A 23046-nucleotide genomic window follows, 5' to 3' on the forward strand; every position below is an offset into this window, starting at 1 on the left:
GGGGTGTGATTCTGGGACGGTGGTCTCGATGTGGCGCCTTGCTGCCCTCTGGCCGATCGGAAGCGTCGTTCCCGCCGCTGATCGAGTAAGCGAGCGAGCTTGCGAGCCCGCGCATCGAGATCTCTTGCCGCGGTGGTCTCGATGCGGCGCCTCGCTGCGCTCGGTGCCTTACTCGACCAGCGAAGGGGAGGGGTCTCGATGCGCTCGGTCGACGGGCGAAGGGGAGGGGTCTCGAAGGGCTTGGTCGACGGGCGGAGGGGAGGGGTCTCGATGTGGCGCCTCGCTGCGCTCTGGGCTGATCGGAAGCGTCGTTCCCGCCGCTGATCGAGTAAGCGAGCGAGCTTGCGAGCCCGCGCATCGAGATCTCTTGCCGCGGTGGTCTCGATGCGGCGCCTCGCTGCGCTCGGTGCCTTACTCGACCAGCGAAGGGGAGGGGTCTCGATGCGCTCGGTCGACCGGCGGAGGGGAGGGGTCTCGATGCGGCGCCTCGCTGCGCTCGGTGCCTTACTCGACCAGCGAAGAGGCGAGTGGTCTCGATGCGGCGGCGGACTGATTCGGGCGGTCGCCCCCTCCGCTGATCGAGTAAGCGAGGAGCGATAGCGACGAAGCGCATCGAGATCCACCGGCGAAAGGGGCCTTGGGGCGGTCATCGGGTCTGCGGCCAACCCGTGAGCAGTTCGGCGAGGTGCAGGCCGGTGGCGGTGATGCCGGGATCGACGGAGGCCAGGTGGGAGACGGCCATCGCGCAGCTGAAGCCGTCGGTGATCACCGGGCGGTCGGGGGCGGACCGCAGGGCCGGGGCCAGCGCGTGTTCGGCGACCTGCATGCTGACCTCGTAGTGTCCCTTCTCGAAGCCGAAATTGCCTGCCACTCCGCAGCATCCGTCGGCTGCGTGGACCGTTACGCCGAGCGTTTCCAGGGCGGCACGGCCGGATCGGGCACCGAAGACCGAGTACTCGTGGCAGTGGATCTGCAGCGTCACAGATTCGGGCAGCGCCGGTGGTTGCCAACCGTCGTCGATCAGCGTGGGAAGAAAGTCGGCGAAGCTGTGCACGCGTCGGGAAACTCGTTGTGCGGCCGAGCTGTGTACCAATTCGGGGAGATCCTTGCGCAGGGCGGCAGCGCAACTCGGTTCGGGTACGACGATCGGTCGATCGGTGCCGTCGTCGAGCGCAAGGGCGGTGCGGGAGAGCACCTTCCGGGCATGCGTGAGTTGCCCGGTGGAGATCCAGGTGAGGCCGCAGCAGTTCTCGGCGGTACAGCCGACGCGGTCGCCGGTGGCGCCCAGGACCTGTGCGGCCGCGGTGGCGACCTGCGGGCGGAACGCAGTGGTGAACGAGTCGACGAACAGGATCGTGTCAGTGTGCGGGTCGACGCCGGGCAGTGACTCGAGGTGACTGCGACGCTGACGGCGTGTGGCGAACCGGGGCATGGATCGTCGTGGGTCGAGGCCGCCGGCGCGGGCGGCGAGCGACCGCAGCGGACTGCGTAAGGCCGTGTTGACGACCGGGGCGGCAATGCCCGCCGCCGACAGCCACGCGGGCATCCAACCGAGCGAATAGTGCGAGAGCGGACGTCGCCGCCGCCGGTAGTGATGGTGCAGGAACTCCGACTTGTACGAGGCCATGTCGACGCCGGTCGGGCAGTCCGTCGAACAGGCCTTGCAGGACAGACACAGATCCAGGGCATCGGCGACATCCGGTGAACGCCACGCCGTTGTGAGGTCGGGTGCGGTTCGGACCAGGTCCTGCAGCACCCGCGCTCGTCCGCGGGTGGAGTCCTTCTCGTCCCGGGTAGCCCGGTAACTCGGGCACATCACACCGCTGGTGGCGCTTCGACAGCGGCCGACGCCGATACAGGCCTGCACCGCATGGACGAACGGATCGAGCCGCGAGTCGGTGCCCGGGCTCTGTGTGCCGCCGAAGTGGATCTCGGTCGGCCATTTCCGATTCGGGACATCGGCGAGGGCGAGGTCGTCGGAGATCGGCGGGGGATCGATGATGCTGCCCGGATTGAGGATTCGGTGTGGGTCCCAGATGCGTTTGAACTCCGCGAAGGCGGCGAGCATCGCGGGTGAATACATGATCGGCAGCAGCGCGGATCGGGCACGGCCGTCGCCGTGTTCTCCGGACAGCGAACCACCATGTGCGACGACGAGTTCGGCTGCGGCCGTGCAGAACATGTCCATCCGTGCGCGACCGGCGGCGGTGCGGAGGTCAAAGGTGATGCGGACGTGCATGCAGCCGGCGCCGAAGTGGCCGTACATCACGCCGGTGAGGTCGAAACGATCGAGCAGCGTGGAGAAGTCGTCGAGGTAGTCGGCCAGGCGTTCGGGCGCTACGGCAGCATCCTCCCACCCCGGCCAGGATTCGTAGCCGGCCCCGACACTCTCGTCGTCGGGGTCGGCCAGCCGAGCGGAGAGACCGGCCCCGTCTTCGCGCACACGCCACAGTGCCCGGCGGACGGCCGGGTCGTCGACGGTGGTCGCGTCGATCATCCGGCCCTGCACCTGCAGATCCTCGATGAGGCGCTTGGCGGTCGACGCCACGTCGGCCTCTCCCATCCGATCCGCACTCTGCTCATCCAGATCGATGAACAACCATGCCGCACTCTGTGTCTCACCATCGGCGACAACAAGGCCGGGGAGACCGGTGACCGAGTCGCGGCCACGCCGTGCCTGCATGGTGGCGACAATGCTCCGATCGATGCCCTCGATCGCCGACGGCGCGAACGGCAGTATCGCCGGAACGTCGCGGGCGGCGTCGACCACCGACGGATACCCGACGCACACCAGCAACTGCGACGACGCAACCGGCACCAGCCGCACACGTGCCGAGACGACGATCGCGCAGGTTCCCTCGCTGCCGACGAGCGCCCGAGCGACATCGAATCCGTGCTCCGGCAACAGGTGTGCGAGGTGATATCCGGACACCTGGCGTGGAATGGTCTCCAGGTCGGTCCGCAGGATCGCGAGGTTGCGGCCGGTCAGATCTTGCAGGCCGGTCGTCAGGTCGCGTGCTCGTTCGGTTGCGACAGAATCGGTTTCGTCGGTTGCGGACACACCGGATCGAGTGGCGGTGAGCCGGAGGCCGTCCGCCGTGACGAGGTGGAGTTCCTCGATGTGATCGGTGGTGCGGCCGTAGCGCACCGAGTGATTGCCGCAGGCGTCGTTGCCGATCGCGCCACCCAGGCACGCGCGCGACGCCGACGACGGATCGGGGGCGAACGTCAGACGACCTCCGGTGGCGTCCCGGACCTCGGAAGCCAGCGTGCTCAGCACGATGCCCGCGTCGGCCACCGCTGCTCTGCCGTCGGCGTCGACCTCGCGGAGCCGGTCGAGGTGCCGCGAGAAGTCGAGCACCACGCCGGCGCCGATGGCGTTGCCACCCATGGATGTGCCGCCCGATCGCGCGATGATCGGTACGCGGTGGTCGTGGCAATAGGCGGCGGTCCGGGCCACGTCGTCGGCCGATCGGGGGAACACGACCGCCATCGGCCGCACCCGATAGTTCGATGCGTCGTACGAGTATTCGCTGAGACGGCGGGACGAGCCGTCGACCTCGACGCCGAGACGTGCGAGATCGCCGACGACATCGGAGTCGCCGTCCGTCACTGCTGAGCTGCGGGCATGCGTCATCTCTGACCGAGGGTATCGGTCTCGAGTGCTTCCGTCAGGGCCGCGGTGAATCGTCGCAGGCCAAGAGCGATTTGCTCGTCCCTGACGATGCCGGGTGCGCCTCCTGCGGGTCGGAGAGGGTCGCCGGCGTCGGAGCCGAATATACTGCGGCGCCAGCGGTCGGCCGAAGCAATGGTTGACGTCGCCTTCGGCTGACACCGCGCGCATATTCAGCTCTGGGTTACGGTGGGAGAGGTGAACAGCATCCGACCGACCATCGCGATACTCGGCGCGGACCATGTTCGGCGGCCGCACAACCTCGCGGAGATCGAAAAGCTTGCGACTGTTCGGCTTTGCACTGCCCCCGCCCTTCCCCAGGCTCTCCCCGGTGCCGACGTGCTGCTTGTCTGGGACTTCTTTTCCCGTGCGCTGAAAGACAATTGGGGTCCGGCGACCGACGACCTACGGTGGGTGCACGTGTGCGCAGCCGGTGTCGACTCGCTGCTCTTCGCCGAGCTACGCGACTCGGAGGTGGTGGTCACCAATGCGTCCGGCGTGTTCGACCAGCCGATCGCAGAGTTCGTGCTCGCCTCAATACTGGCTCGTGACAAGCAGTTACACGAGTCCAAGGAGTTCCAGCGACGGACCGAGTGGCGACATCGGGAGACGACTCGGACGGCGGGCACGTCGGCGCTGGTGATCGGGACCGGCGGCATCGGCCGGGCGACCGCCCGGCTTCTGCGCGCGGTCGGCATGCGGGTCGAGGGGGCCGGTCGCACGGCGCGCGCCGACGACCCCGACTTCGGGACCGTCCACCCGACCGCCGACCTGCGCGCATACGTAGGCGACTTCGACACCGTCGTCGCGATCGCGCCGCTCACCGCGCAGACCGAGCGCATGATCGATGCGCCGGTCCTGGCCGCCATGCGTGATGACGCGCACTTCATCAACGTCGGTCGTGGGCAGCTCGTCGACGAGCCCGCCCTCGTCGACGCCCTGCGTACCGGAGCCATCGGGGCGGCGTCGCTGGACGTGTTCGACGCCGAACCGCTACCCGCCGACAGCCCGCTCTGGACCATGGCGAATGTCGCGATCTCCGCACACATGAGCGGTGACGTCCGGGGCTGGCGAGACGAGCTCGCCGAACTGTTCCTGGACAACCTGCGGCGCTATATCGCGGAGCCCGGGGAGCCCGCCGAGGTGCTGCGCAACGTCGTCGACAAAGAACGTGGTTATGTCGCGACCGCCGGGAGTCGCGCCCGATAGTAGGCTGTAGCGCGATGACCATCGTGTATTTCGTGATCGCAGTGCTGGCATTGATCGGTGCCGGCCTTCTGCTGTGGCTGGATCGTCGGCGTTCGAATGTTGCGCGCCACCAGCGCGCAGTGTGGGGCGACCGCCACGAGTTCAAATTCCGTGAGACGGACAGCAAGCTGCGCAAGGTGTTTCACCGCGCGACCATGAACGTCGCGGATACGGCGGAAATTCAGGACGTCGCGTTCGGCCACTACGGGGGTGCGGAAGCGGTGGTGTTCGACGTCACCGAGACCGCGACCGTGATCGCCGTGCGCCGGTCGTCGGCGTCGCGGGTGGTGATCGACCTGCGACACGAGGATGTCCTGGCGCCCGCGGAGGACGACGTCGAGCTGCTCGGTGCGATGGGCCCCCGCGTGATGTTCTCCAACAACCTCGACGTCGCACGACGTGTCTGCGACCGCCGGATGGTCGCGCTGGCCAACAACGCGCCGACCTACATCGAGGTGCTGTGGAACGAGGGCAACTGGGCGCTCGGGTCGATGCCGCTGACCACCGACGACGAGCACCTCGACACCGGACTCGAAGTGGTGCGTCGGTTCGCCGACCTGCTGCGGGTCCTGCCCCCGGTCACCGACCCGCAGGACGCCCCGGACCCGCGGGATCCGCACGGTCCGATCCGGGCCGAGTTCGCCGACGAGAAGACCGATCACATGCGCGACGACGAGCGTCGCGCCCGCATCGAGGGTGGCGAACCGGTGGGGAGTCCGGCTCCGGAGGCGACACGCCCCGCGGCTCCGCCGAGGCCACCGAACCCGAGCCCGTCGGCAGGCCCGGAAAGTGCCGGCCCGCCGACGGCCGGTCGCCGGATGCAGCCGATGCCGGTACAACCAACCGACCGCCCCAACCGGCACCGTGCGCCCTGAACGCACGCCACTGACCGAAGAATGAGTGAGATGACGTCGTCAACACCGTCCGTCGATGCTGCCGATCGTGGGCGGCTGGCCGCCCTGGTCACGGAACTGTCCGTCGTGCACGGCAAGGTCACGCTCTCGTCCGGCAAAGAGGCCGACTACTACGTCGACCTTCGACGGGCCACGCTGCACCACGAGGCGTCCCCGCTGATAGGCGCACTGATGCGGCAACTCACCGCCGACTGGGACTACGACGCGGTCGGTGGCCTCACTCTGGGCGCGGACCCCGTCGCCACGTCGATCATGCACGCGCAAGGGCGGCCGATCGACGCATTCGTGGTCCGCAAGGCCGCCAAGGCACACGGGATGCAACGGCAGATCGAGGGCCCCGACATCGTCGGGCGCAACGTGTTGATCGTCGAGGACACCTCCACCACCGGTGCGTCGCCGTCGACGGCCGTCGAGGCCGCACGGGCGATCGGGGCGAACGTCGTCGGTGTCGCGACCGTGGTCGACCGGGCGACCGGCGCCGACGAGGTGATCGGCAAGCTCGGCGTGCCGTATCGCTCGCTGCTCGGGCTGGCCGATCTCGGACTCGCCTGAGGTGACTCCGGCCGACGCCGACGAGGCCGGTCCGACCGAGTGGCAGGCGGGACCGGCGGTGGGTGTGGGTCCGTGGGACGTGTCGCGCGAGGGCCCGCCGCCGACGGATCCGCGCTACGACCCGCAACTGTTGGCCGAGGGCGACACCCGAAACGTCGTCGACGCCTACCGGTATTGGACGCGCGAGGCGATCGTCGCCGACCTCGACACCCGTCGTCATCCGTTTCACGTTGCGATCGAGAACTTCGCGCACGACGCGAACATCGGAACCGTGGTCCGCACGGCCAATGCGTTTGCGGCGGCGGCGGTGCACATCGTCGGTCGACGACGCTGGAATCGGCGGGGCGCCATGGTCACCGACCGATACCAGCATCTGCATCACCACGAGACGGTGGCGGATCTGATTGTCTGGGCGCGGAATTCGGGCCTGACGGTGGTGGCGGTGGACAACACGCCGGGCGCGCAACCTCTGGAAACCGTTGAGCTACCGAGAGACTGCGTGCTGCTGTTCGGCCAGGAAGGGCCAGGGGTCAGCGACCACGCCCAGGATCACGCCGACCTGACGGTGTCGATCGCGCAGTTCGGGTCCACCCGCAGCATCAATGCCGGTGTGGCGGCGGGGATCGCCATGCACGCGTGGGTGCGGCAGCATGCGGATCTGAACACCGCCTGGTGACGACGATGGTCGCCGGCGCTCACCCCCTCGAAGTGTGAGCGCCGACGACCTTGTCGGTGCGGTACGCCGATTGCCTCGACGTACGCGGAGATGCGGTGCCTACAGCGAATCGACCGTGATCTCGCGCTTGAGGATCTTGCCGGTCGGGCCGAGGGGCAGTGCATCGACGAGACGCACGACCCGCGGGTACTTGTAGGCGGCAACCCGCTCCTTGGCGTAGTCGCGGATCTCGTCCTCGGTGGCGGTCATGCCCGGTTTGAGGGTGACCACCGCGGCGACCTCCTCGCCGTGCATCTGGCTCGGGATGCCGACGACGGCGACGCTGCCGACGGCCGGATGTCCGTACAGCACTTCCTCGACCTCGCGCGGGTAGACGTTGTACCCACCGCGGATGATCATGTCCTTGGCGCGATCGACGATGAAGTAGTAGCCGTCCTCGTCGCGGCGACCGATGTCGCCGGTGCGGAACCAACCGTCGCGCAGCACGGCATCGGTGGCTTCCGGGTTACCGAAGTAGCCCTTCATCACGTTGTGTCCCTTGACCGCGATCTCGCCGTCGGAACCCTCGGGCACCTCGTTCCAGGCGTCGTCGACGAGCTTCATCTCCACGCCCTCGACCGGCTGGCCGACCGAGCCGGGCTTGCGCTCCCGGTCGGCATGGTTGAAGGACACCGCCGGGGAGGTCTCGGACAGGCCGTAGCCCTCGAGAATCACTGCGCCGTAAGCGTCCTCGAACGCCTTGAGGACCTCGACGGGCAATGCTGCGCCGCCGGAAACACACCGGGTCAGGCTCGACGTGTCGAAGCGCTCATGCTCGGTGAACTGAGACAGCGCGACGAACATCGTCGGGACGCCGCCCATGTGGGTGACCTTGTCGCGCTCGATGATCTCGAGGGCGCGTTCCGGGTCGAACCGCGGCAGCAGGGTGAGGGTCGCACCGGTCAGCACGGCGGCGTTCATCATGCACGTCTGTCCGAAGACGTGGAACAGCGGCAGCCCGCCGAACACCACGTCGCCGGTGGAGAGTCCGACCAACGGTGCGTCGGCACAGATCTCGGCGTTGCGGATCATGTTCGCATGGGTGAGCTCGGCGCCCTTAGGTGCGCCGGTGGTACCCGAGGTGTAGAGGATCACCGAGGTGTCGTCGCCGCCACGATCGGCGGCCTTGATCGCCGAATGTTCGGTGACCTGACCGAGGAAGGTGGCCGGATCGACCTCGACGAAGGTCACGCCCGCCTCGGCGGCGCCCTTGGCGGCCTGCTCGGCGACGCCGTTCCAGGCGAAGAACGCCTTGGCGCCGCTGTCGCGCAGGACGTGGGCGAACTCGCGGTCCTTGTACAGCGGGTTCATCGGCACGACGACGCCGCCGGCCCAGAGGATGCCGTAGTAGATCACCGGCATGTGCGGGATGTTCGGCAGCGACACGGCGACGCGGTCGCCGGGCTCGACGCCCAGATCACGAAGCCACATAGCGGTTTTCGCCGCGAGGCCGTTCAGCTGTGCGTAGGTGATCTCGGCGTCGTCGAGCTTGATCGCGACGACGTCGGGGTGACGCTCTGCGGTGCGGCGCAGGTTGTCGGTGAGGTTCATTCGTGAGTCCTGTTCGTGGGGAAGAGATTTGGGGGTGACCCGTGGTGACCGCGCGGCGCGGTGCTCGCTGCGGTGCGAAGCGCCGGCGAGCCACGAAGGGTCTGGTTGAGACCCTTCGTGACTGTCGCGTGCTGCTGGGGAGCGGGGAATCAGCTACGTTCTGCCGCGCGGGCGAGCCCGTCGGCGAGGGTCTGCACCATACGACCGGTGATCGCGGTCGATCCGGGCAGGAGTGTGCGGTACTGCGCTTCCCAGGTGATCGTGCTGCCGCCGGCCGGGTTGGCCTCGACGTCGATGATGCTGAAGTAGCGCTTCATGCCCGGTGCGCCCTTGGCGGTGTACTCCATGCGATGCGGGGCATCGGCCGCGACGATCTGTTCGCTGACCTTCATGCCGACCGGTCCGCCGCTGAGTTCGCGGACCAGTCCGACGCCACGCTCGTCGCCGCCGTTGACGACCTGGGAGCGCTTGAACGGTGTCCACTCGGACATCGAGGCGTGGTCGTCGAGCACGGCCCACACCTGCTCCGGCGTGGCCGTCGTCTGGGCGACGGCGCTGACCCGCTTGACCGGCGGCTTCTTCTCGGTGAAGCCGAGCTCCAGCAGACCCAGTGGGTCGGCCGCACGGCGCTTGCCCTTGCTGCCGTGCCAGAGCAACTCGATGGAGAAGCCCATCGGGTCGTTGACGTATGAGGCGTACCAGATCTTGTCGACGACCGTACCCTTGGTGGTGTTGGGCTCGATGCCGACCTTCTGGCCCTTCTCGACGAGGGCGTCGAGCGAGGCACGATCCGGCAGACCCAGCGCGATGTTCAGGATGCCGAGGTCGCTGATGTGATAGCCCTCCGGCCACGGCTTGCCGATCGGATCGAGATACTGCACCACCTCGAGGAAGGCGTCGCCGGCCTGGACGACAAACGAGTCGCGCATGGAACCGGCCAGACCCCAGAGCTTTTCGTGCTCGGCGTCGTGCAGGGTGAGGTTCACCTCGGGCAGACCCATCACGTCGATCCAGGTGCGTCGGGCCTCGGCGAGGTCCGGCACCGACAGAGTCGTGAAGCGGACGACGGCGGGGGTCTGCGGACGCGGGCCCATCCCGTCGACACGCGGGTCGTCCTCCATGATCTCCAGCAGCACGCCGTCGGGATCGGTGACGCACACGCGTCGCGACCCGAGGATTCCCATCGGTTCGGTCAGCGGGGTGACGTTGCGGCGAGCCAGCCGATCGAGCGTCGCGTCGAAGTCGGACACGTGGAAACCGACCGTGGTGTAACCGATGTCGCTCGGACGCCAGTCTGCGGGAACCGGCTTGGGCTCCGGCTTGGAGAACTCGAAGAGCTCCATCTGGAATCCGGGGGTGCCGTCGAGCATCCACCAGCAGACGCTGGTGGCGCCCGGCACGTTCTGCACGTCTTCGGATCCCAGCAGCGGGATGAAGGCGTGGGTGCCGCCGGCCTCGGCGAAACCGAAGATGTCGCGGTACCAGCGCTGGCTGTGCTGCAGGTCGCTCACGCTGAGCGCAACCTGGGCCAGGGGTAATGATGTGGTCATGATCGGTCCTCAGGCAAGGAATTTGGCGGCCGCAGCGATGCGCTCCGCGTTGGGGAGCACGCCGTACTCGAGGTGCGGCGCGAACGGGATGGTCTGTTCCACGGCCACCCGCGCATAGCGGGCGTTGGTGCCGGATTCGAGGAGCAGCGCGGCGATCTCGCCGGTGAGTCCGCCTCGGCTGTAGTCCTCGTCGGCGACGACGACCCGGCCGGTGCGGCTCACGTGCTCGACGATGGCCTCGGTGTCGAGCGGCGCGAGGGTGCGCAGATCGAGCACGGTGGCGTCGATGCCGTCGGCGGCGAGCGCCTCGGCCGCCTCGAGGCAGCGGTGCACGCCGATGCCGACCGAGACCAGGGTGATGTCGGAGCCGGTGCGGCGGGTGGCGGCCTTGCCGAACGGAATCGGCGTGACGACGTCGGGGACGTCGCCGATGGCGCCGGCCTTGGGCTGCACCGGAGTGAGGTCCAGCGTGTCGCGCTGGTCGCCGCCCAGGTAGTCGAGGATCTGCTGGTCGAGCAGCTTCGGCGTGAGGAAGACGGTGAACTCGTCGCTCTGCACGGCCGACAGCATCAGTCCGGCGGCGTCGGCCGGGGTGGACGGCACCACGACCTCGGTCGACGGGTAGGAGGCGAGGCTGCCCCAGAAGGTCTGCTCGTGCTGACCGCCGTCGGCGTACCAGCCGCCGACACCGGCGCGCAGCACCATCGGGACGTTCCAGCGGCCGCCGGAGAAGTCCTTGAACTTGGAGCCGGCGTTGGAGATGGCCGACCAGCCGACCATGCCGAAGTCGATCATGTAGAGCTCGACCACCGGACGCAGGCCCGCCATGGCGGCGCCGATGCCGGCATACATGAAGCCCTGCTCGGAGATCGGTGTGTCGCGGACACGCTCGGGACCGAAACGGCTCTGCAGCACGCGGCGCAGGATCTCGATGTCCTCGCCCCAGGTGACGACCGAGGGGTCGGCCGCCATGGCCTGGCCCAGGCCGTGATCGACAGCTTCGTCAAAACGCATGATGGTCATCGGGTTCCTCCTGTGGTGACGCCGAATCCGATGCGCTTTCCGACGCGCGCACGGGTTGCGGTGATGGCGGCGAGAACTTCTGCTCGCTCTTGGGCTTCGATGGTGGCCGCGGCTTCCGCCCCGACCAGGGACCGGCCACGTCGGACCGGGTCCTTGTAGGTGTTGAGGGTCATGTCGCGGGTGAAACGGCCGGCACGCTTGCCGACGCCGACCATCGCGCGCACCTTCTCGCCGGTGGTTCCACTCTGGGTGTTGTTGAATCCGGCCATCAGCTCGGGCAGCCAGACCGACAGCTGCTGCTTCGGCTGACGGAGCAGGCCGACCAGCGGGTCGCCCTCGAGGTGTCCGTTGGGGCGATGGCAGGTCACGTAGAGGAACCCGGGGCCCTTGCCGGCACGGGCGCGGTCGATGAGCTTGCCGGCCGCGCGGTGCACGTCGCCGACCTTGTGTCCGGCAGCCGTCTCGACGTGCAGGCCGAATCCCTTGGCGCGCTGCACTGGGGTACCGGCGGTCTGATCGCTGGAGTAGGTGGTGATGCCCCACTTGTTGTCCTTGCAGACGAACACGACGGGCAGGTTCCACGCGACGGCCATGTTGTAGGCCTCCATCATCATGCCCTGGTTCATCGCGGCCTCACCGTGGAAGGTGACGGCGACGCTGCCCGGATTCGACCGGGTGTGGGCGATCGCCTGGCCGACGGCGAGCGGTCCGCCCGCACCGACGATGCCGTCCGCGCCGGCGTTGCAGGCCGGATCGAAGATGTGCATGTGTCCGGCCATACCGCGGGCGATGCCCTCGTCCGAGCCGAGCACCTCGAGCATCAGCGGCTCGAGTTCGATGCCGCGAGCGACGAACGGGCCGGTGTTGCGGTGATCGAGGGCGAGGGTGTCGGCCTCGGTCAGGTGTGCGAGGACGCCGGCGTTGATGCCTTCCTCGCCGTGGGCCGAGTGGTACTCGCCCGGGACGAGTCCGTCCTTCCATGCCTCGACAAATGCTTCGTCGACCAGTCGCATCCGGACCATCGTCCGGTAGATCTGGGCGGCGTTCATCCGGTTCTTACTCATCGGTGACCTCCGTCAATCATTTTGTGGTTCATTGTTTTTCTCGTGGTTGTGGTTGGTTCGACAGGCTCAGATGAGACCTTCTCGGCGGGCCCATTCCTTCTGCCGCGCCATGCCCTCTTCGTAGGAGACGACGGGCTTGAACCCGAGCACGGTGCGTGACTTCTCGTTGGATACGACGACCTTGCGGTTGAACATGTGCATCAGTGCGCCGCCGAGCTCGCTCTTCATGCCGAGGCGGCGCTGGACGGCGCCGACGACGTTGAGCGCCGGGACCGCGACCTTGATGGGCACCGAGGTGACCTTGCCGCCGGGGACCCAGGAGGCCAGTTCGCCGAAGTACTCGCCGGTGGTGCGGAACAGCTCCTCGCCGAAGTTGAAGACCTGTCCGTCGACGTCCTTGCCGTCGGCGGCCAGCAGGAGCACCATCGCGTCGACGAAGTTGTCGATGTAGATGACGTCGAACACGCCCGAGCCGTTCTCCGGCAGGATCATCTGCTTCTTCTTGATCATCGCCAGCGGCTCACGCACCCACACCGAGCCGGGGCCGTAGACGTCGGCCGGTCGCACGATGGTGGTTTCCATGCCGCGCTTGCCGTTGGCCAGGACCACCAGTTCGGAGTTGGTCTTGGTGTCGGTGTAGGTGGAGACACCGCCGGTGACGCGGGTGGGGTAATCCTCTGTGACGTGATCGGGGCAATCCCAGCCGTAGGCGGCGATCGAGCTGAGGTGCACGAAGCGACCGACGCCCGCGTCGATTGCGGCGTCGAGGACCTTCTTGGTGCCCAGCACGTTCACGTTCCAGGCCTGCTCGACGGGGGCGACGGTGCTGACGATGGCTGCGGTGTGGATCACCGCGTCGACGCCCTCGAGTGCATGTGCCCAGGTCGACGGGTCGGTGGTGCTGCCTTCGACGATCCCCTCGGCCGGATCGGCGACGAGGTCGACGCCGGTGACGGTGGCGCCGAGCTCACGCAGGCGGGCGGCCAGCGTGCGGCCGATGAAGCCGCCGGCTCCGGTGATGAAGACCTTGGACGGGACGGCGGGGGTGGGGCGTGCGTCCGTCATGGATACCTCCTGTGGTGGGTGCCAACGGTGATCGCTGGTGTATGTCAGTAAAAACTGTAATATGACAGTAAGATACTTCACATCGCACTGTCAAGTGTTGCCTGTCATAACAGTGCGAACTGACATCAGAAGGTGATTTCATGGGACTTATGGCAGCGAATGGCACCGACGCGAACACCGAGTTCTCGTTGAGTGAGCTCGAAAAGGTGGCGGATGTGCCCGCGAGGACCATCCGCTACTACCAATCCGAAGGGTTGCTTCCGCGGCCCGTGCGCCGGGGCGGGCAGGCGGTATACGGGCCCGCTCACCTCGAACGGCTCCGGTCGATCGCCGCCCTGCAGGGCAGGGGCCTGCGTCTGCAGACGATCCGTACGGTGCTGGGGGATGCGGGTGAATCGCAGAGCAGTGTCGTCGACCTGCTCGGCCCGTCCATCGCCGGGTCGGCATGGCTGGCCACCTCGAGCCGGGAACTCGACGAGGGCGAACTCGCCGATGTGCTCGGCGACGCGTATCCGGATCAGGTGCCGGCGCTCGTCTCCAGCGGCTACCTGGAGCGCCGGACGACGTCGGACGGGCGGAAGGTCTGGTTCGCCGAAAGTATCCCGCAGCTACGGGGAGCTCTCGAACTACATTCTCTCGGAGCCGATTTCGCGCTGAGTAAGTGGTCCGCCGATGTCATGCGCGAGAGCTTTCGAGACCTCTGCGAGCGGCATGTGGTCAAGTGGATGTCCGAACGCGGCCATCAGTACCAGGGCACCGCGGAGGACTTCCAGGCGAATTTGGAACGGATTCGCGCGGTTGCGTGGCAGTCGGCGGCCCACGTCATGGCCGAGGAGATCGGCACCGCGATCGCGCATGCCGATGAGCTCTGGGAGCGGGCGGAAGGTCACGGCGCCGACCGGGAAAACGAGGAGTGACGGCGCGAAGGGGCGTATGGCTTGCCGCTCCGCCGATCGAGTGGACGAGGAGCGATGGCGCGAAGGAGCGTACGGCTTGCCGCTCCGCCGATCGAGTGGACGAGGAGCGATGGCAAAGCGCGTCGAGATGACTTGTCCGACAGGTGATCTCGATTCGTGCCCTCGCAAGATCGGGTCATTGCTCGATCGGCGAAGCGGCGACCACCCCAGCGGGCGGGCCGGGGTGGTCCTCGCTGTCAGAGCCAGCGGGGAGGCTGGGTGGTGTTGTCGGACAGGGTTACTCCCTCGTCGCCGCGCCCGGCCATCCAGCGCAGCACGGCAGGGGCGGGGCCGGACACCACGACGCGGTCGCCGGTACGGTCGGGATCGATATCGATCTCACCGGTCGGCAGAACGAGGCGCAGATCTAATCCGGAGTCGTTACGGCGCCACGCATTTGCGATGTCATCGATCACGCTGTTCACCACTGGTTCGGGGAACTCGGCGAACGTCGCGCCCGACGCGAGGTCGACGGCGTGGATCCAGACCTCGCGCGTGCGCATCCATGCAGTCTCCGACACCGGGACGGTCCGGCCCTGAATTGTCTTGACGGGGAAGTCCCATCGGTCGTCGGGTAGGTTGCGCCACTTCTCGTCGAGCCGGGCCGCGGTGTGATCAAAGAGATTTCGCAGAGCCTGCGCGGGCAGCGTTGCCCCGCTGATGATCTCCTCGTTGCGCGCCTCCACGGAGGGATACATGGGGACTTCGTCTCCGGTGGCCGCCCATTCGACGAGCCGGCTGATCGCGGCGGCGTTGTACCCGACGTGGGCGACAAGATGTTTGCGCGACCAACCCGGCAGCAACGACGCCTCGTCGAGCTGCGTGTCGGTGAGTGACGCGAGAAGCCGCCCGAAATGGGCCGTGCCGGCGCGCGCGACGGCGAGCCGGTCGGCCACATCCAGATCCGGAAAATGGTTGTGCGACATGCTGGTCAGCGTACTCGTCACTTCACGACGGTGCGGTTGCGCACCGCGCCCAAGCCGTCGATGGTGACTTCGACTGTCTGGCCGTCGCCGATGTAGCGAGCCGGCTTGCGGGCGTGACCGACGCCGCCGGTGGTCCCGGTGATGATCACGTCACCGGGATTGAGGGTGACGATGTGTGAGATGTACTCGACCAGCGCGGCCGGCTTGAAGACGAGGTCGTCGGTGGTGGCGTGCTGCATCACCTCACCGTCGAGGCGGGTCTCGATGACGGAGCCCAGTTCGTAGTCGGTGTCGAGCCACGGGCCGAAGCCGCTGGTCTTCTCGAAGTTCTTGCCCTGATCCCACTGCAGGCTGCGGTACTGGTAGTCGCGCATCGTGTAGTCGTTGATCACCGAGTACCCGGCGATGTGGTCGGCGGCCCGGGCCTCGGACACCTGGTAGGCCTCGCGGCCGATGATCACGGCGAGTTCGGCCTCCCAGTCGAGTTCCTTCGCCGCATACTGCGGGACGACGACGTCGTCGTACGGACCGGTGAGGGCTTCGGCGACCTTGAGGAACAGGGTCGGGTACTGCGGCAGGTCGCGACCCATCTCGGTGATGTGGGTGGCGTAGTTCAGTCCGACACAAAAGATCTTGCCGGGGCGTGGGACGACCGGGGCGAGGTCGGCGTCGTCGAGCGCAATGGTCTGGCCGGCGGCCGACTCGGCGATTCCTCGCCAATTCGGCTGCGCCAGAAGTGAACCGACGTCGGAGTGACCGTCGATGACGGTGGCGGAATTGGCGTCGGTGTCGACGACGGCAGCGGTGGTGGTTCCGTCGAGGCGGAGGGTGGCGAGCTTCATCGGGTGGGTTCCTTCGTGGTTGGTGGTGGTTGGGTGGGTGGGTCTCGATGCGCTCGGCTCCTTCGTCGCCGGGCTTACTCGACCAGCGGGAAGGGTTGCCGTCCCGCGGATGGAGGGGTTGCCCGTCCGGCGGATGGAGGGGTTGCCCGTCCCGCGGATGCCGAGCTCGCTCCTCCGCTGATCGAGTAAGGCTCCGAGCGAAGCGAGGCGCCGCATCGAGATCCACCGGCGCAGATGGGGTTTCGACAGGCTCAACCGGCAGGGGTGATCTGGGTGCGGTTGAAGTGCAGGCGCTCGATGATGGGTGCGTCGGAGAACGCGAACAGGTCGAGGTCGTTCTCGGCGGTGGCCGACCATGGCACCCACGACGGGACGACGATCAGGTCGCCCTTGGCGAGTTGATGGACGTCCTCGCCGAGAGTGATCGATCCGGTGCCGTCGAAGACCTGGAAGACGGTGGTGCCGACGTCCTGGCGGGTGCGGGTCACCGTGCCGGCGCGTAGGCGATGGAACTCGGCGCGGATGGTCGGCATCACGTCGCCACCGGTCGTCGGGTTGGTGTAGCGGATCGCGGCGTGCCCGGGTTCGGTGGTCGACGGGTAGCCCTCGGTCTCGAGGGCCAGTTGCTCGGCCAGCGCTGCGTCGGTGTGCTCCCATCGGTAGGCGGCTATCGGCGAACTGGTCTTGGCGTCCAGGCCGACCAGCGGACGCAGCCCCGGATGTGCCCAGAGGCGTTCGGCGCGTGAGATATTCGGCATCGACTCGTCGCTCACCCCCTCACAACCGAACTCGAAGAAGCCGGTGTCGGCGTAGTGGCTGAACGGGATGTCGAGGCCGTCGATCCATGCCATCGGGTTGTCGGTCTCGTTGTGGTGACCGTGGAAGTTCCAGCCCGGGGTCAGCAGGAAGTCGCCACGGCGCATGGCCACCGGGTCACCGTTGACGACGGTCCAGACGCCCTCGCCCTCGACGACGAAGCGGAAGGCGTTCTGGCTGTGCCGGTGTTCGGGGGCCGTCTCGCGTGGGCCGAGGTACTGGATCGCGGCCCACAGCGTGGGGCTGATGTAGGGACGGCCGCCGAGTCCGGGGTTGGCCAACGCGATGGCCCGGCGTTCGCCGCCGCGTCCGACCGGCACCAGTCGCCCGGCTTCCTCGGCGAGCGGCAGCAGGTCGGCCCAGCGCCAGACATACGGGACGGCCTGAGGCGACGGGGCCATCGGCATCAGGTCACCGAGCTGCGTCCACAGCGGATTGAGGTGGGCGGCATCGAACTTGCGGTACATCGCGTCGAGGGCGGCTTGCTCCTGCGCCGTGGGCCCGGCCCCGGTCTTGATCGTGGTGGTCATCGCTACTCCATCGGTATGTGGTGGATCACTGGGACGCCACGCTACGAGGGGGTCGAGCGATCGGGCAGAACTTTCTGTTGTGCAGAAAATCAGGGTGCGATGTCGGCGACGTCGAGTTCGGTCTCCCGGACGGTTCGCCGCAACTGCCCGATGAGCGGGCCGCGCGCGTGTAGTTCGTAGCGGGTGGCCGGAACGGCGACGGTGATGGCGCCGAGCGCGACGCCCGCGCCGTTGTGCACGACCATCCCGAACGCCGCGACGCCGTCTTCGCTCTGCTGCAGGTTGATGCCGACACCGGAGTTGAGTACGCGCCGGATCTCGGCGTGGAAAAGGTTGTACTCGTCGCGCGTCAGGCGCGGATCGTGCGAGTCGGCGGGCCCTTCGTGGTCGTCGGGACGCAGGTAGAGCTGTTCGAGCACGGCCTCGGGGAGCTCGGCGAGCAGGGCGCGGCCACCTGCGGTGCGATGGGCGTCGAGCACCTGCCCGCGTCGGTCGCCCGCCCGCAACATGCCGCCGGACTCGACCGAATCGAGGAATCGCGCCTGGGTGCCGACCCGAATGACGAGATTGGTGGTTTCCCCGGTCAGTCCGGTCAGCGCTTCGAGGTGGGGTCGCGAGCGATCGGTGAAGTCGCGGGTCCACCCCTGCCGCGCCGGGCCGGCGCCGAGTGCGGGGCCCGGGTGATAGCGCCGCCGCTCGTCCTGGACGGCGAACCCCCGGTAGGTGAGCATCGCGAGCAGACGATGGGCCGTCGAGTTGGCCACGCCGAGTTCGGACGCCGCATCCGAGAGGCGGATCTCGCCCACGTCGCGCAGCAACTCCAGCAACCGCAGAGCGTTGTCCACCGACTCGATGACATAGGACGGCCGCTCGATCTTGCGCTTCGCCGAGAGTTTCTGCATAGCAGAATTGTATGGGCGACGAGTTGTGCGCGCCATCACTGTGGTGTGCATGACCGCCCACGCTTCCGGCCGTCTGAGCCGAAGATCTTCCAAAGGAGAAGAACATGTCCTCCCTTCATGATTCACGAGTCCTGATTGCCGGTGGCGGCATCGGTGGCGCCGCTGCCGCGCTGGCCCTCGCCCGTAAGGGTGCGTCGGTCACGCTGTTCGAACGGGCACCGGAGTTCGGCGAGGTCGGTGCCGGACTGCAGATCGGCCCGCACGGCTCGCGCATGCTCGACTCCTGGGGTCTGCTCGACACCGCACTGGAACGCGGAGTGCTGCCCGGCAACATCGTGTTCCGCGATGCGGTCACCGCCGAGGAGCTCACCCGACTCGACCTGGGCGCGGACTTCCAGGCGCGCTACGGCGGTCCCTACTTCGTCATCCACCGCAGCGATCTGCACGCGCTGCTGATCGATGCCGCGCGTGACGCCGGCGCCGAACTGCTCACCTCGCAGACCGTCGACGACGTGGTCACCGAGGGCAACCGAGCGGTACTGACGACCGCCGACGGCGCCGCGCACGAAGCCGATGCGGTCCTGGCCATGGACGGACTCAAGTCGCGGCTGCGCGCCAAACTGTCCGACGATCAGCCGGTCTCGTCCGGCTACGTCGCCTACCGCGGGACCTTCCCGATGGATGAGGTGCCGGCCGGGCAAGGTATCCGTGACGTCGTCGGATACATCGGCCCTCGGTGCCACTTCATCCAGTACCCGCTGCGCGGTGGGTCGATGCTCAACCAGGTCGCCGTGTTCGAATCACCGGGCTACCGGGAAGGCAAGGCCGAGTGGGGCGGGCCCGACGAGCTCGCACACGCCTACGACCACTGCCATCCGACGGTGCGGTCGGCCACCGATCACCTGTGGCGTGACCGTTGGTGGCCGATGTACGACCGCGCACCCATCGACAACTGGGTGGACGGCCGGATGATCCTGCTCGGGGACGCCGCCCATCCGCCGCTGCAGTATCTGGCCTCGGGTGCGGTGATGGCGATCGAGGACGCGAAGTGCATCGCCGACTACGCGGACGAAGAGTTGTCGGTCGGCGGCGCCGACGCCTGGGACCGGACTTTGGCCGCGGTCAACGCCGAGCGTGCGCCACGCTGCAACCGCATCCTCACCACCGGCCGGATGTGGGGGGAGCTCTGGCACCTCGACGGCACGGCGAGGGTCGCGCGCAATGAACTGTTCCGTACCCGGGACACCTCGAGCTACAAGTACACGGACTGGCTCTGGGCCTACTCGAGCGACCGTGCGGGGGCTCTGACGAGGGCTGTCTGATACGTCACAATCCGCCAGGCCGGGCACAACGACCCTGTTGTGCCCGGCCTGCGGCGGTTCAGTCTGAGAGAACGTCACAAGGTGAAGGAGAGCACCATGTCCGTCCTGGAGTCGCATCACCATTGCGAGAGTTGTGGGATGCCGGTGCAGACGGCTCGTTATTGCGCGTATTGCACCGACGGCGACGGTCACCTACAGACATTCGACGCGCGGCTGGACGCGCTGACGGCACAGATCTTGACCGAACACCGGGAACTGTCCTGGGAGGACGCCGTGCGCTCCGCGCGTCGCCTCATGGCCGAGATGCCGGCCTGGCGTGACCACCCGAGGATCGTCGGGTTGCGCCAGCAGGTCTAGCGGACTCAGGCGGGGTCGGTCGACGACTGTTCCGGCGTCTGCGCGGCCGGCTCGACCTTGTCGGTGTTGCGTCGACGGCGGTACCACTCGATGAACATCGGCAGGACCGACACCACAACGATCGCGATGAAGATCGGTTCGATGAGTTTCTGCACGATCTCGAAGCCGCCCAGCCAGTAGCCGAGCAGGGTGACGCCCGCGCCCCAGACGATGGCACCCGCGACGTTGTAAATGAAGAACACCGAGTACTTCATCCGCGCGGCACCGGCGACGATCGGCGCGATCGTCCGGACGATCGGCACGAATCGGGCCAGGAAGATCGTGATGGGACCACGTTTCTCGAAGAACTCGTGCGCCTCGATGAGATAGCGCTCCTTGAGGAACCGGGCATCCGGTTTGAACATCTCCGTGCCGACGTAGCGACCGATCCAGTAACCGATCTGGCCGCCGATGATCGCTGCGAGTGGGATGAAGATGAGCAGCTGCCAGAGTGAGGCGAACTTGTCGATCCCTTCCTTGCCGCCGGCGGCCACGACCATGCCCGCGACGAACAGCAGCGAGTCGCCGGGCAGCACCGGGAACAGCACCCCGGATTCGATCAGGACGACGAGCAGCAGACCCCAGAACGCCCAGGCCCCGAACCAGGACAGCACGTTGATGGGGTCCAGGATGCCGGGAAGTGCCACCGCGGTCGTCGTGGTCTGGGCGAGAGCGGAAACAATCACGGGAGCCAAGCGTACCGGCCAAAGCTTGGGAGAAGCTGACAGCGCTGACCTGGGGTGTCGTCGGTCACGATCGCGAATGGGCGATCGACGACGCCAGCGCGTCGGCGACGTAGCGCCTCCGCTGCAGCATCGCCATCGACGCGACGACGCCGGCGCCCACCACGAACAGGGTCAGCGCCACCGGCCAGTCGTCGCCGACCCCGAGGAGTTGCCCGGTGTCGGTCTGCCACGGCCACAACGCCCGCAACGATCCCAGCATCAGTCCGGCGGCACCGACCATGGCGATCGTGTGGTTGTTCTCGAGCAGCCATTCCAGCGCGCGAACGAACGACGCGAGACCGACGACGGCGCCGGCGGCGAACACCGCCAGATAGGGGAGGTCACGCTGATCGACGGCGGCCATCGTCGGCGCGTACAGGCCCATCACCAGCAGGAAGAACGACCCGGATACGCCTGGCAGCACCAGCGCACAGACCGCCACGGCCGCCGCGCCGAAGACGAGGAGCAGTGGTGGGTCGGCGACGTCGTTGCGGGGGAGGGACGTCAGCGTGAACGCGATCGCGGCCGTCGCGACGAACAGCAGTCCGGCGCGCAGCCGTGCGGGAGGGCTGGTGAGTGCTCCGGGTCTGACCTCCAGGAACGGGATCGCCACCGACGCCGCGATCATGCCCATGAACAGCGCCTTGGAGTAAACGGGCTGGTCGGTGACGAACGATTCCATGGTGCCCGCGATCGACACCACGACGATCCCCATGCCGAGGGCGACGGGCACCAGCAGCCACCAGTCGACGTATCCGAGCGTGGTGCGCAAACGCTGAGGCGACGTGATCGCCCGGGGGATGTCGGTGAGCGCTTTCGCCGACGCGATGAGCCGGCTGTAGATACCGGTCACCAGGGCGACAGTCCCGCCGGACACGCCCGGAATCGTCTCGGCGGCCCCGATGAGTCCGCCGCGGAGCAGCATGCCGGCGACAGCCGACGGCGCCGGGCGGGAAGGTGTTTGTGGCGTCGCGGGAGCCGATCCACTGTCGGTCGGGGGTGGGGTGTCGGTGCGCGAGGTGGTCGAAGGTTCGGAGGCCGTCACCGTTGCCATGCTACGGATCGTCGCGAAAACGGCATTTCGGACAGGTCAGGTGATCCGTCAGTCAACGCAACAGCGATGCGTTGACCTGCCATACTGAGGGCGTCGCAACTCGCACATGCGGGTATGTCCGGTATGTCCAACCTTTGGAAGGAATGCTCGATGCCCATTGCAACTCCGGAGCAGTACGCCGAGATGTTAACGAAGGCGAAGGAGGGGGGCTACGCGTTTCCGGCGATCAACTGCACCTCTTCTTCGACGATCAACGCCGCGATCAAGGGCTACGCGGATGCCGGCAGTGACGGCATCATCCAGTTCTCGACCGGTGGTGCCGAGTTCGGTTCGGGTCTCGGTATCAAGGAGATGGTGACCGGTGCGGTCGCGCTCGCCGAGTTCGCGCACGTGGTCGCCGCGAAGTATGACGTGACGATCGCCCTGCACACCGATCACTGCCCGAAGGACAAGCTCGACACCTACGTCCGGCCATTGCTGGCGATCTCGCAGGAGCGGGTCGACGCGGGCAAGAATCCGTTGTTCCAGTCCCACATGTGGGACGGCAGTGCGGTGCCGATCGCCGAGAATCTGTCGATCGCGCAGGAACTGCTGGCGAAGGCCGCGGCCGCGAAGATCATTCTCGAGTGCGAGATCGGCGTCGTCGGCGGTGAAGAGGACGGGGTTGAGGCGGAGATCAACGACAAGTTGTTCACCACGCCCGAGGACTTCGAGCGGACCGTCGATGCGCTGGGCACCGGTGAGAAAGGTCACTACCTGCTGGCCGCGACGTTCGGCAACGTGCACGGCGTCTACAAGCCGGGCAACGTCAAGCTGCGTCCCGATGTACTCAAGACCGGCCAGGAGGTCGTCGTCAAGAAGCTCGGTCTGCCCGAGGGTTCCAAACCGTTCGACTTCGTCTTCCACGGCGGTTCCGGCTCGCTCAAGAGCGAGATCGAGGAGGCGCTCAGCTACGGCGTCGTCAAGATGAACGTCGACACCGACACCCAGTACGCCTACACCCGTCCGATCGCGGGCCACATGTTCGAGAACTACGACGGTGTGCTGAAGGTCGACGGTGATGTCGGCAACAAGAAGACCTACGATCCGCGCGTGTGGTCGAAGAAGGCCGAGGCGTCGATGACCGACCGGGTGATCGAGGCCTGCACCGACCTCAAGTCGGTCGGCAAGTCGATCAGCGCCTGATCGACCTCACCTGAACGACAAGGGGCGTCCCGCCGGT

The 23046-nt window shown here is 67.3% G+C and carries 20 protein-coding genes; 8 read left to right on the forward strand and 12 right to left on the reverse strand.

The features are described from left to right. Positions 1 to 646: 646 nt before the first annotated feature. Positions 647 to 3637, reverse strand: coding sequence for an FAD-binding and (Fe-S)-binding domain-containing protein (locus ACWDTI_RS21270; RefSeq protein ID WP_449740114.1), 2991 nt, complete (start codon positions 3635 to 3637; stop codon positions 647 to 649). 234 nt (positions 3638 to 3871) lie between these two features. Here ACWDTI_RS21270 and ACWDTI_RS21275 point away from each other — a divergent pair, with 234 nt between their 5' ends. From ACWDTI_RS21275 to ACWDTI_RS21290, 4 genes are read left to right on the forward strand one after another with little or no spacing between them, the layout of a single operon-like run. Further along, positions 3872 to 4882, forward strand: coding sequence for a D-2-hydroxyacid dehydrogenase (locus ACWDTI_RS21275; RefSeq protein WP_449740115.1), 1011 nt, complete (start codon positions 3872 to 3874; stop codon positions 4880 to 4882). 14 nt (positions 4883 to 4896) lie between these two features. Then, positions 4897 to 5796, forward strand: coding sequence for a hypothetical protein (locus ACWDTI_RS21280; RefSeq protein WP_449740116.1), 900 nt, complete (start codon positions 4897 to 4899; stop codon positions 5794 to 5796). A gap of 30 nt (positions 5797 to 5826) precedes the next feature. Beyond that, entirely contained in the window at positions 5827 to 6387 is a 561-nt protein-coding gene (pyrE, locus tag ACWDTI_RS21285; protein WP_449740117.1) for an orotate phosphoribosyltransferase, read from the forward strand. Between the two features lies 1 nt (position 6388). Next, the gene (locus ACWDTI_RS21290; RefSeq protein WP_449740118.1) at positions 6389 to 7063 is read left to right on the forward strand and encodes a TrmH family RNA methyltransferase; all 675 of its coding nucleotides are present in this window, start codon (positions 6389 to 6391) and stop codon (positions 7061 to 7063) included. Positions 7064 to 7162: 99 nt separating this feature from the next. Here the strand turns inward: ACWDTI_RS21290 and ACWDTI_RS21295 are convergent, their stop codons facing one another. The 5 genes from ACWDTI_RS21295 to ACWDTI_RS21315 all read right to left on the reverse strand — a co-directional run bounded on the left by ACWDTI_RS21295 (position 7163) and on the right by ACWDTI_RS21315 (position 13355). Next, entirely contained in the window at positions 7163 to 8653 is a 1491-nt protein-coding gene (locus tag ACWDTI_RS21295; protein WP_449740119.1) for a long-chain-fatty-acid--CoA ligase, read from the reverse strand. A gap of 149 nt (positions 8654 to 8802) precedes the next feature. Then, positions 8803 to 10203 carry an SRPBCC family protein gene (locus ACWDTI_RS21300; protein WP_449740120.1) on the reverse strand — a complete coding sequence of 467 codons (1401 nt, stop codon included), beginning with the start codon at positions 10201 to 10203 and terminating at the stop codon, positions 8803 to 8805. Between the two features lie 9 nt (positions 10204 to 10212). Next, positions 10213 to 11226 (reverse strand): alpha-ketoacid dehydrogenase subunit beta, encoded by a 1014-nt coding sequence (locus ACWDTI_RS21305; protein ID WP_449740121.1) that lies wholly within the window; start codon positions 11224 to 11226, stop codon positions 10213 to 10215. Beyond that, positions 11223 to 12290, reverse strand: a complete 1068-nt coding sequence (locus tag ACWDTI_RS21310) for a thiamine pyrophosphate-dependent dehydrogenase E1 component subunit alpha (RefSeq protein WP_449740122.1) — start codon at positions 12288 to 12290, stop codon at positions 11223 to 11225. Before ACWDTI_RS21310 ends, ACWDTI_RS21305 begins: the two co-directional genes overlap by 4 nt. Before the next feature lie 66 nt (positions 12291 to 12356). Beyond that, a complete protein-coding gene (locus tag ACWDTI_RS21315; RefSeq protein ID WP_449740123.1) occupies positions 12357 to 13355 on the reverse strand; it encodes an NAD-dependent epimerase/dehydratase family protein in 999 nt (332 codons plus the stop codon). 140 nt (positions 13356 to 13495) lie between these two features. On the opposite strand from ACWDTI_RS21315, the gene ACWDTI_RS21320 reads away from it, so the two are divergent. Continuing rightward, a complete protein-coding gene (locus ACWDTI_RS21320; RefSeq protein ID WP_449740124.1) occupies positions 13496 to 14272 on the forward strand; it encodes a MerR family transcriptional regulator in 777 nt (258 codons plus the stop codon). A gap of 236 nt (positions 14273 to 14508) precedes the next feature. Here the strand turns inward: ACWDTI_RS21320 and ACWDTI_RS21325 are convergent, their stop codons facing one another. The 4 genes from ACWDTI_RS21325 to ACWDTI_RS21340 all read right to left on the reverse strand — a co-directional run bounded on the left by ACWDTI_RS21325 (position 14509) and on the right by ACWDTI_RS21340 (position 18327). Next, positions 14509 to 15237, reverse strand: a complete 729-nt coding sequence (locus ACWDTI_RS21325; protein WP_449740125.1) for a maleylpyruvate isomerase family mycothiol-dependent enzyme — start codon at positions 15235 to 15237, stop codon at positions 14509 to 14511. A 17-nt stretch (positions 15238 to 15254) separates the two neighbouring features. After that, a complete protein-coding gene (locus ACWDTI_RS21330) occupies positions 15255 to 16079 on the reverse strand; it encodes a fumarylacetoacetate hydrolase family protein (protein ID WP_449740126.1) in 825 nt (274 codons plus the stop codon). 251 nt (positions 16080 to 16330) lie between these two features. Then, complete coding sequence (locus ACWDTI_RS21335; protein ID WP_449740146.1) at positions 16331 to 17362, reverse strand: cupin domain-containing protein; 1032 nt, start codon at positions 17360 to 17362, stop codon at positions 16331 to 16333. A gap of 152 nt (positions 17363 to 17514) precedes the next feature. Continuing rightward, the gene (locus ACWDTI_RS21340; RefSeq protein WP_449740127.1) at positions 17515 to 18327 is read right to left on the reverse strand and encodes an IclR family transcriptional regulator; all 813 of its coding nucleotides are present in this window, start codon (positions 18325 to 18327) and stop codon (positions 17515 to 17517) included. A 104-nt stretch (positions 18328 to 18431) separates the two neighbouring features. On the opposite strand from ACWDTI_RS21340, the gene ACWDTI_RS21345 reads away from it, so the two are divergent. After that, entirely contained in the window at positions 18432 to 19649 is a 1218-nt protein-coding gene (locus tag ACWDTI_RS21345) for an FAD-dependent monooxygenase (RefSeq protein ID WP_449740128.1), read from the forward strand. 96 nt (positions 19650 to 19745) lie between these two features. Continuing rightward, positions 19746 to 20006: a zinc ribbon domain-containing protein gene (locus tag ACWDTI_RS21350; protein WP_449740129.1), complete on the forward strand. Its 261-nt coding sequence runs from the start codon at positions 19746 to 19748 to the stop codon at positions 20004 to 20006. Between the two features lie 5 nt (positions 20007 to 20011). Here ACWDTI_RS21350 and ACWDTI_RS21355 read toward each other — a convergent pair whose 3' ends face one another. Then, complete coding sequence (locus tag ACWDTI_RS21355; RefSeq protein ID WP_449740130.1) at positions 20012 to 20731, reverse strand: DedA family protein; 720 nt, start codon at positions 20729 to 20731, stop codon at positions 20012 to 20014. A 64-nt stretch (positions 20732 to 20795) separates the two neighbouring features. Beyond that, positions 20796 to 21824 (reverse strand): DUF368 domain-containing protein, encoded by a 1029-nt coding sequence (locus tag ACWDTI_RS21360; protein WP_449740131.1) that lies wholly within the window; start codon positions 21822 to 21824, stop codon positions 20796 to 20798. A 150-nt stretch (positions 21825 to 21974) separates the two neighbouring features. Between ACWDTI_RS21360 and fbaA the strand changes: the two genes are divergently transcribed. Then, on the forward strand, positions 21975 to 23009 hold the full coding sequence (gene fbaA, locus ACWDTI_RS21365; RefSeq protein ID WP_449740132.1) for a class II fructose-bisphosphate aldolase: 1035 nt from the start codon (positions 21975 to 21977) through the stop codon (positions 23007 to 23009). Positions 23010 to 23046 lie beyond the last annotated feature (37 nt).

The sequence above is a fragment of the Gordonia sp. NPDC003424 genome, assembly GCF_053588655.1.